A 14,551-nucleotide genomic window follows, 5' to 3' on the forward strand; every position below is an offset into this window, starting at 1 on the left:
ATTGTCAATGGCGTATTTTACACATTCTTCAAGTGTCCATTTTTTGGATTGTGCAAAAGATACAAATCCAAGGAAAGTCAAAAAGATTAGTAAGTAATTATTTATTATTTTTTTTATCATAAAACAATGTAATGAAGCTTATTTGATTACTCTACAAAGATATTGATTTTCCTTGTTTAATAATTGGAAACAATACAAACTTAGACTTTACTTTTTTAATTATGTTACAGATTTATTGAGATTTTACAATTATTTTTGCCGAATAATAAAAACAGATTATGACAAACATAAAATCACTCTTGTCAATTAGTATTATTTCTATATTGTTTTACAGCTGTTCTACTTCAAAAAAAATTGAAGCTTTAAAACCACTTCCTTCAAATGATGCGCCGATGGTTTATAAAACAAAGACTTCGTTTGTAAACATGCCATTAGAAATTACGTTGAAAGAAATTGAAAATCAATTGAATAAATCCTTATCGGGACAAATTTATGACGATACCAATTTGGAAGATGACAAAACCGAAATGAAGATTACCAAAACTGCTCCTATCAGATTAATTGAGAAAAATGGTAAAATTCAAACCATTCTTCCTTTAAAAATTTGGGCCAAATTCAAATACGGAACCGATTTTATGTCGTTAAATGATACAAGGGAAATTAACCTAAACGGAACTATTACTATGGTTAGCGATGTGAAATTGTCCAATTGGAAAATGTCAACCAATTCCAAAATTGAAGATTTTTCATGGTCAGAAAGCCCATCAATACTTGTGGCAGGAAAAAATGTTCCCATTACTTATATCATCAATCCAACACTTTCTATATTTAAATCTAAAATTGCCAAAAAAATAGATGAAGCCATTGAAAGTTCTTGTGATTTCAAACCTTATGTGCTTGATGTTTTAGAAAAAATGAGTACACCATTTTTAACGAGCGAAGTATACCAAACTTGGTTCAAACTTATTCCAATTGAAGTCTATGTAACCGATGCTGTTTTAGAAAAAAGTAAAATTAACATGGATTTGGGTTTGAAATGCAATATGCAAACGATGGTGGGTGTGAAACCAAAAAGCACTTTTGATAGAAATGCTATACAATTCAAACCAGTGACAAGCGTTCCCAATAAAGTAATGGCAAACGTTGTGGCTATTTCAACTTATGAAAGTGCTTCTCAAATAATCACTTCCAACTTTCAAGGAAAAGAATTTGCTGCAGGAAGCAGAAAAATTGTAATACAAAAGGTGGAAATGTGGCAAAAAGACGGAAAAATTATTATAGCGCTTGACATGACAGGAAGCATGAATGGCACTATTTATTTGTCGGGAATTCCAAACTATAACGCCATAACTAAGGAAATTTATTTTGATCAAATGGATTATGTTTTGAACACAAAAGGAGTACTGACCAAAACTGCAAATTGGCTACTACAAGGTGTAATTTTGAAAAAAATTCAAGAAAACTGTCGCTATTCTATTAAAGAAAATCTCGATGAAGGAAAAAAAAGTTTGTTGCCTTACTTGAATAATTTTTCCCCCATGAAAGGCGTTTTTGTCAATGGAACTCTGAATGATTTTGAATTTGAAAAAGTAGAAGTAACGGATAAAGCCATCATTGCATTTATTACTACCACTGGCAAAATGAATGTGAAAATTGACGGAATGGATTAAGAAAAGTGTTCTGTCTCAATTCCGAAGTTTCGGTATGGGACGGTTTTGAGTTAGCAACTATTTTTCCATTCTATTGTTTAAAATCTTTTGCTGAAAATAAGTTTTATTGATTTAGTTGTCATTCCGACAAAGGAGGAATCTCACAAGTTACTCGCATTATGTGATTCCTCCTTCGTCGGAATGACAAAAGGTATAATTAGTAAAATTAGGCCGCATTTTCTTTAAGTCTATACTTTTCTATCTTTCTTGTAATACATTCTATAAATAGCAAATCCAATCACAGCGACCAAAATATAAGGAATTGCCATCAAGAAAACAATACCATCATTCACGGCTTCCACTTTAGTTTTATTGCCCGAACTTTCTAATGCTGCTCGACACATAGCACATTGTCCATAAGTGGAAATTCCAAAAAACAAAAAACAAATTCCAATAAAAATGTTTGAAATTTGGAATTTGGAATTTGAAATTTTAAATTTAATTAGCATAATAAGGCGAAATCATCAAATAAACCAAAACACCTGTTACAGCAACATACAACCAGATAGGAAACGTAATTTTGGCCAATTTTTTATGTCGGTCAAATTGTTGGGCTAAAGCTCTGACATAGGTAATCAATACCATAGGAATAATAATAATGGAAAGTAAAATATGTGTTAATAATATAAACAAATACACATAGCGTATGGAACCAGCGTTAGTTTTTTCTGTTTCATCCAAAAGTCCATCTGCATTAATATCTCCATAAACTGCGGAAACTGCTGTCATGTGATAGGCAATATACATCACCAAAAATGCAACAGAGCAAGCGATTGCTGCCGTCATAAATCGTTGGTGAACTTTTTTGTTACCATTTTTAATAGCCAATACACCCATAATTAAAATCAGTGCTGTTAATCCATTTATAGAAGCATAAATAGGTGGCAAAAAAGATAATGGTTCTACTTCTATTCCAAAATCTTTTAGTTTTACTGAAAACAAAACTGCTACAGCAACTGGAATTATAATGGAAACTGCAATAATTGATCCTTTGAATTTTTTTTCTAACGTTTGTTCGCTTTGTTTATTCATTTAATAGTTTTTTTATGTCTTCAGTAATTGCTTTAACTCCTTTTTTATCCAATCCATCATAATATAAAATAGGATTGCCAAACTTGTCTTTTCTACATCTGATGTTTCCTTTTTTATCTATCAAAGCAAAAAGTCCAGAATGTTCAAATCCACCATTCACATTTTTATTTTCGCCAGCATACAAATTAAATCCTTTATTGGCAATATTGAAAATATACTGCTTATCACCTGTTAACAAATGCCAATTGGATGATTTCACGCCAATTTGTTTTGCATGTTCTTTTAACACTTCTGAAGTGTCATATTCTGGATTTATTGAAATGGAAGCAATACCAAAATTGGGATTGCCAAAAAAATCATTTTGAATAACTACCATATTTTTATTCATAATAGGACAAATGGAAGGACAAGTGGTGAAGAAAAACTCTATAACATAGACTTTTCCTAAATAGGTTTCGTTTGAAATTTTTTCATTGTTTTGATCTGTCAATTCAAACTTTGGCGCTGATCCAATGGTCATCAAACCAGTATCGGGATTTTTATGATTGGAAACTGCATCAATTCTATCGCCTTGAACGACGGTGCCATTTTTTATTCTTTCGATAATTTTAGGAATAACATAAATTCCAAAAATTAATACAATAAACGATAATCCTATATAAGATTTATTTTTCATTTCGGTAACTCTAAATTTGTCTGTTTGCATTGTTTCTTTTCAAAGCCAATCGGTATTCTGCTAAAATAATTTTCACATCATCCATCATGTCATTATGCAATTCTGCTGCCGATTCAGTGTTGAATCCTTCTTTATATTCGGGTTCTCCTTGAACGCTTTTTCCTTTTCTGCCACGAAGGTTTCTTTTTTTATCAATAATATAAACATTTGGTGTTCCCATTTTGGAATCCAATTTGCCTATCAATTTCAAATTATTATAATACGCTTGAATTTCATTTACGGGTGCAAACACAAAATGATAACCGCGAACATTTGACAGAGGACTAAGTTCTTTCAAAATCCTTTTAGCTTGTTCTTGGGTTCCATCAGGAGCAATGAATACAAATTGAAAATCTTTGAACTCATAGTATTTATTATAAATTTTTTGATTGAGATTAAAAAAATTCCCTCTGTTCAAAATGATATCTTCTCCTGTAAAACCTATTACAGTTATTTTTTGATTGAGTGTTACCGTTTCGCCGTTGAGTGATTCCCATTGTGGATTTACATCTGGAATCGTTGGTGTGATAGTAGGTAATGTGATAAAACTATTTACTCCCGAAGCAAAAAAAAGGTAAGCCACTATTGGTAAAATAAAAAGGACAAAAAGAACGCTATTTTTTTTCATTTTTTTCTAAAAAATTAACTGTACAAAAATAAAAAAAGGTACGCAATGCGTACCTCTAATTTGAATTAATATAATGTTAAAAATTCCATTTAATAGTAGAGTTTTTAAAAATATCATAAATGTAATCTGCTTCAACCAATAATATAAAAAGTAGATATACTACAAGAAAAATAACGGTGCCAACTACAGCCCAGCGTAAGCTGCTTTTTTCACCTTCCATGTGCATAAAAGCCCATACAATATAGTATGCTTTATACAATGTTAGGATAATGAAAACCCAGTTCAGCAAATTCATTCCTAAAAAATTATTCATGAATAAAAAATCAGGCCTAACGATTCCTAAAAATACCTCAACTATTGTAACAACAGACAATAAGGCGAAAACCAACCAAATTCTTTTTGTGTTTGAAACATGTTCATGTGCGTGTGACATAATGTAAATTTTCTAAAATATTAAACTAAATAGAAGAATGTAAATACGAATACCCAAACTAAATCGACAAAGTGCCAATAAAGTCCAACTTTTTCCACCATTTCATAAGATTTTCTTTTTTCATAAGTTCCTAAAACAATATTTAAGAAAATAATGAAATTGATGACTACACCAGAGAATACGTGGAAACCGTGAAAGCCGGTGATAAAGAAAAAGAAATCGGCAAACAATTTACTACCATATTCGTTGTGCTTTAAATTGGCACCTTCAACAACCAAATGCGCATTTCCAACCAAAACTTCAGATTCTGCTCTTGTTACAATCTCTCTTTGCTTGTTTTTATTTAAACCCGGTTGTAATTTTGTATTGGCTTTATCTTCCTTTGTATCCCTGTAAATTTTTTCAGTTCTCACTAACAATTCAGGATGCGCTTTGAAACCTGCTTGAACCTCAGCAACCGAATAAGAAGCTAAAGATTCTTCGCTCTTCATAAACCATTTGCCTTGGCTTCTTGTTAGCTCTTCTCTTTGTCCTGGTAGGCGAACTGCAAAATCTTCCAGCTTTACTCTTTCTCCTTTGTTGTTTACAAATTGAATGATACTTCCCCCTTTTGTTTCAACAGCGCCATATTCCCCTTTGATGAAATTTTTCCATTCCCAAGCTTGAGAACCAACAAAGATTAAACCACCAACAATGGTTAATAGCATATAAAAAGCCACTTTCTTTTGTTTCATTTGATGTCCAGCATCAACGGCCAACACCATCGTTACAGATGAAAATATCAAAATAAAAGTCATCAATGCCACGTAATACATTGGTGCTTCCACACCATGCATGAATGGAAAGTGCGTAAACACTTCATCGGCAATGGGCCAATTATCAATAAATTTAAATCTAGAAAATCCATATGCAGCAAGGAAACCAGAGAAGGTTAAGGCATCTGATACGATAAAAAACCACATCATCAATTTGCCATAACTGGCGCCCATTGGCTCATTTCCGCCACCCCAAGTGTTTTCAGTGTTATTAGCAGTTGTAACTGTCGCTCCCATAAAAGTTAAAAGTTAAAAAGTTCCCAAATTTAGATTTTTTTTCTTATTTAAAGAAATATAAAAAGAAAAACAAACAAACCCACAAGAAATCAAGAAAGTGCCAATACATTGCACCTAACTCAATTCCAAGTAATTGACTTGAATTGTATTTTTGTTTAAAATGATTATAAATTATGATTAAAAGCGAAATTAGTCCACCAGCAAGGTGAGCCAAGTGAACAATAGCAATTACGTATAAAAAAGTTGTTGCTATATTGCTCTCTGGTCCTGTGAAATAATATCCTTGTTGAACGATTTGTTCAAAGCCAGTAAATTGCAATACAACAAAGCTTATTCCAAGACCTAAAGTAAATAAAAGAAAACTTGTTGTAGCACTTCTGTTATCTTTTTGAATGGCTTTTTTGGCCAAATGAAAAGCAACACTACATAGAATAATTGCCAACGTACTGAAATAAAAAGCGGAAGGCAATTGGAAATCTTTCATCCAATCTTCTCTTGATTTGCTCACTACAAAAGCACTAACTATTCCAGCAAACATCATCGTCATACTTCCCATACCAAACAACAAGAGTAATTTGTATGAACGAGCCGTTTTTTCTTTATGTTCCTGAGCAGTCATTGGTGTTGTTGTCATAAATTATCTTAAAAATTTATCGGTAATATAAACTATTTGTAACAAAGTGATATACGAAACGCTAACAAGCATTAAGCTTCTCGCGGCTTTAGCGGTTCTCAATTGATATAACTTTACTGCATAAAAAATCATCCAAATCCCAAGCAAAAATACAATTCCTGCTGCGATTGGCGAAATAAATAATCGCCCTGTATATCCCAACGAAGGTAACATGGAAGCAACCAACAACCAAATGGAGTACAAAATGGTTTGCAACGCGGTTGACGTATCTTTATTGCCTGTGGGTAACATAAAAAATCCCGCTTTTTCATAGTCTTCATACAAAAACCAACCAATAGCCCAAAAATGGGGAAACTGCCAAAAGAATTGTATCAAGAAAAGTGTTCCCGCTTCAATTCCAAAATAATCTGTTGCAGCAACCCAACCCAACATAAAAGGAATAGCACCAGGAAACGCACCCACAAAGACCGAAAGCGGCGTAACGGTTTTCAAAGGCGTGTAAATACTCGTGTATAAAAAGATAGAAATCGCTCCAAACATAGCCGATTTTGGATTGATTAAATACAATAAAATCAAACCGATTATAGTGAGTAAACTCGCGACAAACAAAGCATGATTGGGCGACATTCTGCCTGAAGCTACTGGACGGTTTTTGGTTCTATCCATCAACGCATCGAGGTCTTTTTCTATCACTTGATTAAAAGCATTGGAAGCGCCAACCATACAATAGCCACCAACAGCAAGCATTAACAAAGTAGTTACTTTTAAATCCTGAAAATCAACCACGCCAAGAAGGTAACCTGCAATGGAGGAAAACACCACGCTGATTGCTAAACCCGCTTTAGTGATTTCTTTGAAATCAATGGCAATTTGTTTTATTGAAAATGTAGAAACAGTAGCGTTCATCTATGAATTTTTCCCGATTTCTCAGAACTGCGCAAAGGTACTTTATAGAAAGTGAATTGACAAAAAAACAATTCATAAAAAAAATAAAAAACTCCTGAAATTTCAGGAGCTATTTAGATTGATTTGATTTTAAACATTAATAATCAAAATACCAATTAAAAATATCACAACGCAAACCGATAGAAATCCAAGTGGTACTTTCATTAATTGCTAAAGTAGTTTGGGTGGAAGGTGTAAAGTTTCTATAAATAAAACTTCCATATAATTTCATATTGGTAGCAGGATTTACCAAATAACCTGCTTGCAAATCAGTGATAAAGATATTGGTTTTATTGCCTTGTCCTACTTTTACATTATCATCAAAAGGCCGACTATCGTCATAATCTCTATAGATATTACTTCCATAATTAAAAGTATCGGTAGCATTGTTAAAATCCAATCCACGTGTTCCTATAGTAACTTTGGCATCGGCAAAATACCGTCCTTTGTGGTATCGTGCTATAGCAATAAATTCGCTAAAATTTCCTCCCCATTGGTGTCCTAAACTTTGATTGTTGTGACCATAATTGGTAATAGGACTGCTATGCGAGTATACATAAGGTCGCACATGGTTATACTCGGCTTGAAGTAATAAATTTTTGATGTTGAAAGCATTGTAATATTTGGCACCCAGCTGATACCCAAATTTATTTTTCCAACTATTATTTCCTGCTTTTACATCGTTTAACGAAAATTCATCGAGTAAAAACTGTCCGTAGAAATTGATTTGATTATTCCATTTGTATTTTGTTGTCAAACCTAACATCGCATTTCCCGTTTTAGAAGAAGAATTAAACTCTACCGAACGATAAAAAATAATAGGATTTACAAAACTCATATCAAATCCACGATTATTTGAATTTGTCCAAACCACTGATTCAAACAATCCAATATTCCATTTATTGGTTATATTCAAGCTTAAATAATGACTAGCCGAAAACTTCGTTGCATAGGTTCCATCAACCGTAACCTCAGGGCGAACATCTTTGAGCCAGGTATAAATATTAGTGTATTTTATTTTCCAAAAAGTAGTGTTTAATTTAAAATAAGGATAAGGACTAGCGCCATCACCTAACAAAAGGGAACGATATCCGTCACCAATAAAATTGCGTCCATAACCCAAATGCATATTGATAAATTTGCTAGGTGTATAGGTTAAATTGGCTTCTGCCACAGGGAAATCAAACGAATCTGTTTTAAAATCTTTAGCAATTCCCATTCCCGGAATAATAGCTGGATTCCCACCAGATGGAGCAATAGATCTAGCATAACGATTAAAATAATCGGCAAAGCGACCTTGACTTTCATAAATGGTGGTGGTGAAATTTAATTGTTCGCCCAGTCCGCCGGTAAATTGAATTCCTCTAGTATTAACATAAGTGTAGCTTGAAACACTCGGATTACTTTTTCCGAACTGTAAATCAAAAATTGGGTTAAGTGTAAACCAATATCCTTCGCCTTGCACTTCGACTAAACTTTCGTTAAATATTTTTCTGCCCCACCAACCTTGCTTGTTAATTACCAAAGTTTCATTTTGTTGTTTTAGGTTATAATATTTGGAAACATCTGCATATTCATAAGGTTTAGAACCCGTATGATTGTTAGCCCCAACTTGATTCATTTCATCATCAAATTGTGCATAATAACTATGTGAAAACGGAACATTTAAATGACTTTGGAATTGAGGATTATCAAATTTCGTGTATTTTATACTGTCTAACTCGGTTAAATAATTTTTTTTAGGTTTAAAATCATTTGCTTGTTTTGCGGCTAGAATTTCAGCTTGATTTTGGGCTTCAATATCGGCAACGCTTTGAAGAGGTATGGCTATTTTAATAGTGTATTTAGCATAAGTAGGATTTCCATTATACGTTGCAGGAGCAACTTTAGGTAGTTTTCCAAAAACCCTTTTACTTTCAGCAATTAAGGTTTCATCAACAGCATCAACATAGATGACTTTGAAATTTCCGGTGTCGGCAACTTCAAAAAGGACAATTACATTTCCTTTAAAATTATTTTGTTGTAAATTTTCCGGGACTTTAAAATTATTAAATACAAAATTCTGAACTTCATTATAAAAGCAATTTTCTAGTTCTTTAAACTGTAAGTCTTGGCAGGATGGAAAAACGGGGAATTTTTCGGTTCCTTTCAATGTTACTTGTGAAGAAGAAACAATAGTAAAAAACAATACTAAAAATGGAAATATTTTTTTCATTTTATGGGGATAATAATATTAATAATTACTTGTGGCGATTTCGCCATTGGCAATAGTTTTGGCGGCAGAAGTGCCTATTCTTTTTACACCTAGACGAATCATTTCAACAGCTTCGTCATATGTTCTAACGCCACCAGCAGCTTTTACTGGAAGAGGTGAAGCGTTTTCGAGCATCAAAATTATAGAAGAAACGGTTGCTCCGTTGGGTTGATTGTTTTCGGTTTTATAAAAACCTGTAGATGATTTCACAAATACATTTGCATAACATTCTTCTTTAAAATCTGTGATAATAACATTTTTGATTAAGGCAGAAATTTGGATTATTTGAGCATCGGTCAAAGCGGCCACTTCTATAATCCATTTTGCTATTTTATGATGTTCAAATGCCAAACGAGTTCCTTTGTAAATTTCATTTTTTACTAATTCGGAATTTCCCATTTTAAATGCTTCGAAATTGCAAACATAATCAAGTTCGTCGACACCATCTTCTATTGCTTTATGAGCTTCTGCTAACTTTTCCTCTATTGAATTTGTCCCTTCGGGAAAAGAAATAACTGTTCCAATGAGTAATTTTGATTTGGCAGCGGTAATCATCTCTCTTGCTATTTTAACTTTGTCAGGCCGAATCATTATTAGTTTAAAACCTTCCTCAATGGCTTCTTGAATAAACCCTCTCACGATAGTATTATTATCCTCTTCAGTCAATCCAGCTTGCGCTGCTGTTTTTAAATAAGTGGAGTCGAGATAGTGTTTAATATTCATGGCATAAAAGTAAAAAAAAATCCCAATTAAATTGGGACATTTTTTGTTATCTGATTCTTTATGGTTTGTTACTGCTTTTATTTTTTTTGATGAAAACAAAAACAAGAAAGGCAATTATGGCTCCTAATAAATTTGCTAAAACATCAAAAATATCAGCATGACGTTTTATGGTGAACTCTTCTTGTAAAAATTCGATAAGAATTCCGTAGCAAAGTGAAATAAATACTATTGTAACTATTTTTTTGAGCTCTATATGATGATAGTATAACCATGAGTAATATCCCCAAAGTAGTGTAAAAACAAAATGAAATGTAAAATGAACATATTTATCTGTTCCAGAAACCCCGAAAGAAGGCAACTTAGTGAACGAAAATAAACATAAAAAAGCAACTAAAACGGTCCAACTGAATGCCAAACCAAAAACTGTTTTTTTAAGCACCAATAAGTTGTTTGTAAGCATCACTCGAAAGTAATTCTTCAATTTCGGCAGTGTTAGCTATTTTCACTTTAACCATCCAACCTTTCCCATAAGGATCAGTGTTTACAGATTCTGGATTAGCTTCTAAATCGTCATTAAATTCAAAGATTTCACCAGATAGCGGTAAAAATAAATCGGATACCGTTTTCACTGCTTCAACAGTTCCAAATACTTCGTCTTTATCTAAAGTTTGGTCCAATGTTTCTACTTCAACATATACAATGTCTCCTAACTCTTTTTGAGCAAAATCAGTGATTCCTACTGTGGCAACTTCGCCTTCTATCAAAACCCATTCGTGGTCTTTGGTGTACTTTAAATTACTTGGAATATTCATAGGTTTGTATGTTTTTAATTTTCTTCAAAAGTATACAATCTATAGCTTTAATTAAAAGATTGTCGATAAAAATTCATTAATTACCGAAGTTATATCGCATTGTAAATCCAGTTCTAACATTGGTTAAAGGGAAAGAAGTGGATATAACTGGTTTTGAAAAGGAATGATCATAGAAGAAAATAGCAGTTAAGTTTTTACTGAATGAATAATCGGCAGTTAATCTTGCTGTCCAGATATTTTGTCCTCCGCCTAATTGGTTATTGTTATAATCCAAATTTCGCACAATGGTTTGGTTGTTTCGATATGAAAAATCCATTTTAATATTTATATCACTTTTGATAATACCTGTTGGGTTATCGGCTAGTTTTGAAGAAAAAATAACATCTTTTATGCGATAACCTACACCAATGATATACTCAAATCCTTGTACTTCGGTTAATAAATTATTATCAAAACTCATGGATAAACTTCTGTCTTTTTTCATTTCGGCTAATATTTTCAATGAACTTTTCATTTCAAAATCAAGTCGAATTAAAGGATTGAATTGTTCTACAAGGTTGGCATTTCCAATAATTGTTTGCGGTAAATAATTTCCGCCTGTATCTACTTTATTTGGATTGCTTGCATCATAATCTAAATTGGAACGGAAAGCATTAATAGTATAAGCTGCTCTGTATGCATGTTGAATAGAAAAACGTTTGAAAGTATCTTTAAAAAACTTATAACGCATTAAACCTGTGTATTTTATTGTCCAGTTTGGAATTGGAAAATTTCTGAAAGCGCTCAGCGAAATATCATTTGCTCTATCATTTGCACCATAGGAAAACAATCCTGTATAGGCGGCTAAAAAAGCTGGTAATAAAACGGTTTGGCTATTTTTTCCGAATCCTATTGGATACCCTTCGGCATCTCTGTTGAAAGTTGTATTGCCATAAAAATCTTCTGCTAATCTATTGGCAATAATAATTCTGTTCCCTCTAAAATCATTAAATACAGAGGAAAAATTTTCATCACTTGCCTTGAATGCAGATTTGAGCATAACGGTGGAAATAGAGAAATTTCCAAAAGTATAAGGCGACCGTGAATTGTATTGCCCAGTTAGTGCATCAACATCATACTGCTCTGAAAAGTTTTCAGAAAAAGCTCTACTGGAAGTTAAATCAATTTTAAAATCAGGGAACAAATCAATATTTGCTGTTCCTTCGAGCGTTTCTGTTAAAACTTGGGTATAATTTTGATTAAAATCAGGATAGGTTGTTAACCAACCATTTTTAGCAGCTTCAAATCGAACATCATCTTGAATACCAAAAACAAAACCCAAAGAAGGTTTTGAAGAACCAAAGAATCCCAAACTTGGCAAAAATCCTGGAAGTACAGTTCCCTCATTTCTTGTATAGTTCACTTGAACATTTTTCACACTAGTCAATACCCCTACTAAACCGTCTAAAAAGACATTGCTTGACTTTGAAGCTTGTGGTTTAATATTGGGTATTTTTTCACCAGGTTTTGGAACAGGAGTTTTTGTTGGTGCCTTTGCGGGTTTTTTACCCAATCCAATATATTTATAAAAAGTATCCATATTGAAAGTAGTGTTCAAACGATGTGAACTTGCATTTTGAATGGTATTTCCGAGATTATAAATAGTTCCATCGCTAGCTTCAATCGTTTCTAATGCTAATGAAGAACGCTGCCAACTATAATCTCCTGTATAAGAATAAGTAGATTTTACAAATCCAAAAACGGGAATTTTATTAATTGGAATATCATAGTTTACTACGATTTGTTGATTATGTTGATTGGGAGTTCCTATATTCCAAAAATCTGTCCAAACAGTATAACTATTATCTGGAATATCTTCTTCATTTATATAAGAACGAACAATGTTTTGAGATGCTGCTGTATAATTAATTTTCAACGATTTTGTTAAGTTGTAATTAAATCCATATTGATAATTGAACATGTAATTTCTTCTATACAATGGTTCCAATCCTATTCCTTCAACATCAACTTGTCTAAATTGTTGTTTGTTATATTGTCGCATGATGTTTGAACTAAAAGAAATACTTGCTGGTAAATAATTAAAATTAAAATCTCTTAAAAGTTTCCAATAATCACTTTTTTTAAGGTATTTATTTTTACTCAACGGCTCGATGGACTTAGGTTTAAATGCGTAGGTATAATCTGCCGTTACATTTACTTGTTGATCTATAAAGCTTTCAATTTCGTAGTTGTGCTTTTCAATTTCATTATAGGAATAAGAAAGTGTTAAATTTTCTGGGTCATATACGTGTTGTTTTTGAGCTTCACCCCTTTCTTTTTTAACACCAATAAAATTAATACTTTTCCTTTTGGTATAATCTATAGCTCTATTGTTAATATTTTCCCTTTCTGCTGCATTAGAGGTATTGGCTAACAATTGTTCTAGTCTGATATCTTGATTAAAAGGATCATATTCTGGAGTGATTGTTTCTTCTCCTACTGCATAATTAAATGGCAAATTAATTCCCCATTTCTTTGGTAATAATTTTCCCAAACTAAAATTAGTAACGAGATTGTATTGTTTTACATCTTCTCTACTTCTCTCGTTTGGTCCTTCTTCTAATGCGCCAAAACCTATAGTACTCATTCTTCCTGTCCCAGAAATTGTGGCGAAATCTGCTACATTAGAGTCCACATTTACAACAGCAGCCATACCGCCTTTATTATTCATATCAGAAATACGCAACTCATTAAACCATACTTCGCCTTTTATTTTTTCGGTATAATTGTTTTTAATTCCGACCATTAACGTTCGTACCAAACCAAAGTTAGGATTCCCTTTTATCCCCAATCTCAAATTCGGGTCACCATCACCATCAGGTAGTGTAATATCATCATCGGGATAATAAACTCCCTCTGGCAAAGTTGCTGGATCAATGGACAATGCTAAGACTTTCATTCTTGTTAATAATGACATTGCCAAATCTATTTCATTCTCAGCAGGCCAAATAATTGCTGGATCTGATGCGAATGCAGGAGTTACTTTTAACGGTATTTCTACCTGATAGTAATTATTGGTAAAGTCATTACCAAAACGAATAAAACCAGCCATTTGGTCATTTTCTAATGGTGTTGTTGGATCCGTTTCAGATGCTGGAAGTGCTTCCGCGTGAATAAACATTCTCAATTTATTAAACTGACGCATATCAACACTTACATTTTTAAAAACCGCTCTAGAGTCGCCTACTTCAAGTCCATCTCCCGAAGCTCTTAAAGAAAGTGATTGCTCGTTTTGATTGATAATTGTGTTGTTGTTATTAACTTGTTCTCTAATTACCCCTGGAGGTGGAACATAAGGAATTGGACGTCTTGAAGCATTTTCTTGAATGTTTACCGCTAATACATCAAAATTGGTGTTGTCTAGGTTTGGGTCGTCATTTTCTTGAAACGAATTGACATAGCGTCTCCATTCTCCTCTTACTAAATCTAAAGCTCCAAAACGAAGGGTTATAGGAGAGGTAAATCCTGTCATAAACATTCTCATAAATCGAATAGAACGAAAATCGGAAATAGTTCCAATAGTGTTTTCATATTGTGTTACCGGAATTTTAAATTGATACCAACGCGCTGTAGTT

14 protein-coding genes are annotated in these 14,551 nt (G+C 32.9%); 1 reads left to right on the forward strand and 13 read right to left on the reverse strand.

What is annotated here, in order from left to right; all coding sequences use genetic code 11:
- Window positions 1–278 precede the first annotated feature (278 nt).
- Window positions 279–1,670 carry a DUF4403 family protein gene (locus tag ACK5ON_RS12975; protein ID WP_409823263.1) on the forward strand — a complete coding sequence of 464 codons (1,392 nt, stop codon included), beginning with the start codon at window positions 279–281 and terminating at the stop codon, window positions 1,668–1,670.
- 227 nt (window positions 1,671–1,897) lie between these two features.
- Here the strand turns inward: ACK5ON_RS12975 and ACK5ON_RS12980 are convergent, their stop codons facing one another.
- From ACK5ON_RS12980 to sprA, 13 genes are all read right to left on the reverse strand, one after another.
- A complete protein-coding gene (locus ACK5ON_RS12980; RefSeq protein WP_409823265.1) occupies window positions 1,898–2,089 on the reverse strand; it encodes a hypothetical protein in 192 nt (63 codons plus the stop codon).
- Between the two features lie 58 nt (window positions 2,090–2,147).
- Entirely contained in the window at window positions 2,148–2,741 is a 594-nt protein-coding gene (locus tag ACK5ON_RS12985) for a DUF420 domain-containing protein (RefSeq protein WP_396174182.1), read from the reverse strand.
- Entirely contained in the window at window positions 2,734–3,417 is a 684-nt protein-coding gene (locus ACK5ON_RS12990) for an SCO family protein (protein WP_409823279.1), read from the reverse strand. Before ACK5ON_RS12990 ends, ACK5ON_RS12985 begins: the two co-directional genes overlap by 8 nt.
- Before the next feature lie 10 nt (window positions 3,418–3,427).
- Window positions 3,428–4,084 carry a hypothetical protein gene (locus tag ACK5ON_RS12995; protein WP_409823267.1) on the reverse strand — a complete coding sequence of 219 codons (657 nt, stop codon included), beginning with the start codon at window positions 4,082–4,084 and terminating at the stop codon, window positions 3,428–3,430.
- Between the two features lie 76 nt (window positions 4,085–4,160).
- Complete coding sequence (locus ACK5ON_RS13000) at window positions 4,161–4,517, reverse strand: cytochrome C oxidase subunit IV family protein (RefSeq protein ID WP_396174177.1); 357 nt, start codon at window positions 4,515–4,517, stop codon at window positions 4,161–4,163.
- Window positions 4,518–4,537: 20 nt separating this feature from the next.
- Complete coding sequence (locus ACK5ON_RS13005; protein ID WP_396174175.1) at window positions 4,538–5,569, reverse strand: cytochrome c oxidase subunit 3; 1,032 nt, start codon at window positions 5,567–5,569, stop codon at window positions 4,538–4,540.
- A 43-nt stretch (window positions 5,570–5,612) separates the two neighbouring features.
- A complete protein-coding gene (locus ACK5ON_RS13010) occupies window positions 5,613–6,203 on the reverse strand; it encodes a heme-copper oxidase subunit III (RefSeq protein ID WP_396174173.1) in 591 nt (196 codons plus the stop codon).
- 3 nt (window positions 6,204–6,206) lie between these two features.
- Window positions 6,207–7,109 carry a heme o synthase gene (gene cyoE, locus ACK5ON_RS13015; RefSeq protein WP_409823270.1) on the reverse strand — a complete coding sequence of 301 codons (903 nt, stop codon included), beginning with the start codon at window positions 7,107–7,109 and terminating at the stop codon, window positions 6,207–6,209.
- 136 nt (window positions 7,110–7,245) lie between these two features.
- On the reverse strand, window positions 7,246–9,363 hold the full coding sequence (locus ACK5ON_RS13020; RefSeq protein WP_409823272.1) for a gliding motility protein RemB: 2,118 nt from the start codon (window positions 9,361–9,363) through the stop codon (window positions 7,246–7,248).
- A gap of 18 nt (window positions 9,364–9,381) precedes the next feature.
- Entirely contained in the window at window positions 9,382–10,125 is a 744-nt protein-coding gene (deoC, locus tag ACK5ON_RS13025) for a deoxyribose-phosphate aldolase (RefSeq protein ID WP_396174167.1), read from the reverse strand.
- 58 nt (window positions 10,126–10,183) lie between these two features.
- Window positions 10,184–10,564 (reverse strand): VanZ family protein, encoded by a 381-nt coding sequence (locus ACK5ON_RS13030; RefSeq protein ID WP_396174165.1) that lies wholly within the window; start codon window positions 10,562–10,564, stop codon window positions 10,184–10,186.
- Window positions 10,557–10,937, reverse strand: coding sequence for a glycine cleavage system protein GcvH (gene gcvH, locus ACK5ON_RS13035; RefSeq protein ID WP_409823275.1), 381 nt, complete (start codon window positions 10,935–10,937; stop codon window positions 10,557–10,559). Before gcvH ends, ACK5ON_RS13030 begins: the two co-directional genes overlap by 8 nt.
- 76 nt (window positions 10,938–11,013) lie before the next feature.
- The coding region (gene sprA, locus ACK5ON_RS13040) for a cell surface protein SprA (RefSeq protein WP_409823277.1) at window positions 11,014–14,551 on the reverse strand (3,538 nt) is incomplete at its 5' end.

Origin of the sequence: Flavobacterium sp. (assembly GCF_046317795.1) — a bacterium.
Lineage (GTDB): Bacteria > Bacteroidota > Bacteroidia > Flavobacteriales > Flavobacteriaceae > Flavobacterium.

Bases quoted from the DNA above. Each gene is read 5' to 3' on its own strand.
- gcvH (WP_409823275.1), bottom strand. From the start codon at position 10,937: ATGAATATTCCAAGTAATTTAAAGTACACCAAAGACCACGAATGGGTT.
- ACK5ON_RS13020 (WP_409823272.1), bottom strand. From the start codon at position 9,363: ATGAAAAAAATATTTCCATTTTTAGTATTGTTTTTTACTATTGTTTCT.
- cyoE (WP_409823270.1), bottom strand. From the start codon at position 7,109: ATGAACGCTACTGTTTCTACATTTTCAATAAAACAAATTGCCATTGAT.
- ACK5ON_RS12995 (WP_409823267.1), bottom strand. From the start codon at position 4,084: ATGAAAAAAAATAGCGTTCTTTTTGTCCTTTTTATTTTACCAATAGTG.
- ACK5ON_RS12985 (WP_396174182.1), bottom strand. From the start codon at position 2,741: ATGAATAAACAAAGCGAACAAACGTTAGAAAAAAAATTCAAAGGATCA.
- ACK5ON_RS13010 (WP_396174173.1), bottom strand. From the start codon at position 6,203: ATGACAACAACACCAATGACTGCTCAGGAACATAAAGAAAAAACGGCT.
- ACK5ON_RS12990 (WP_409823279.1), bottom strand. From the start codon at position 3,417: ATGAAAAATAAATCTTATATAGGATTATCGTTTATTGTATTAATTTTT.
- deoC (WP_396174167.1), bottom strand. From the start codon at position 10,125: ATGAATATTAAACACTATCTCGACTCCACTTATTTAAAAACAGCAGCG.
- ACK5ON_RS12975 (WP_409823263.1), top strand. From the start codon at position 279: ATGACAAACATAAAATCACTCTTGTCAATTAGTATTATTTCTATATTG.
- ACK5ON_RS13005 (WP_396174175.1), bottom strand. From the start codon at position 5,569: ATGGGAGCGACAGTTACAACTGCTAATAACACTGAAAACACTTGGGGT.
- ACK5ON_RS13000 (WP_396174177.1), bottom strand. From the start codon at position 4,517: ATGTCACACGCACATGAACATGTTTCAAACACAAAAAGAATTTGGTTG.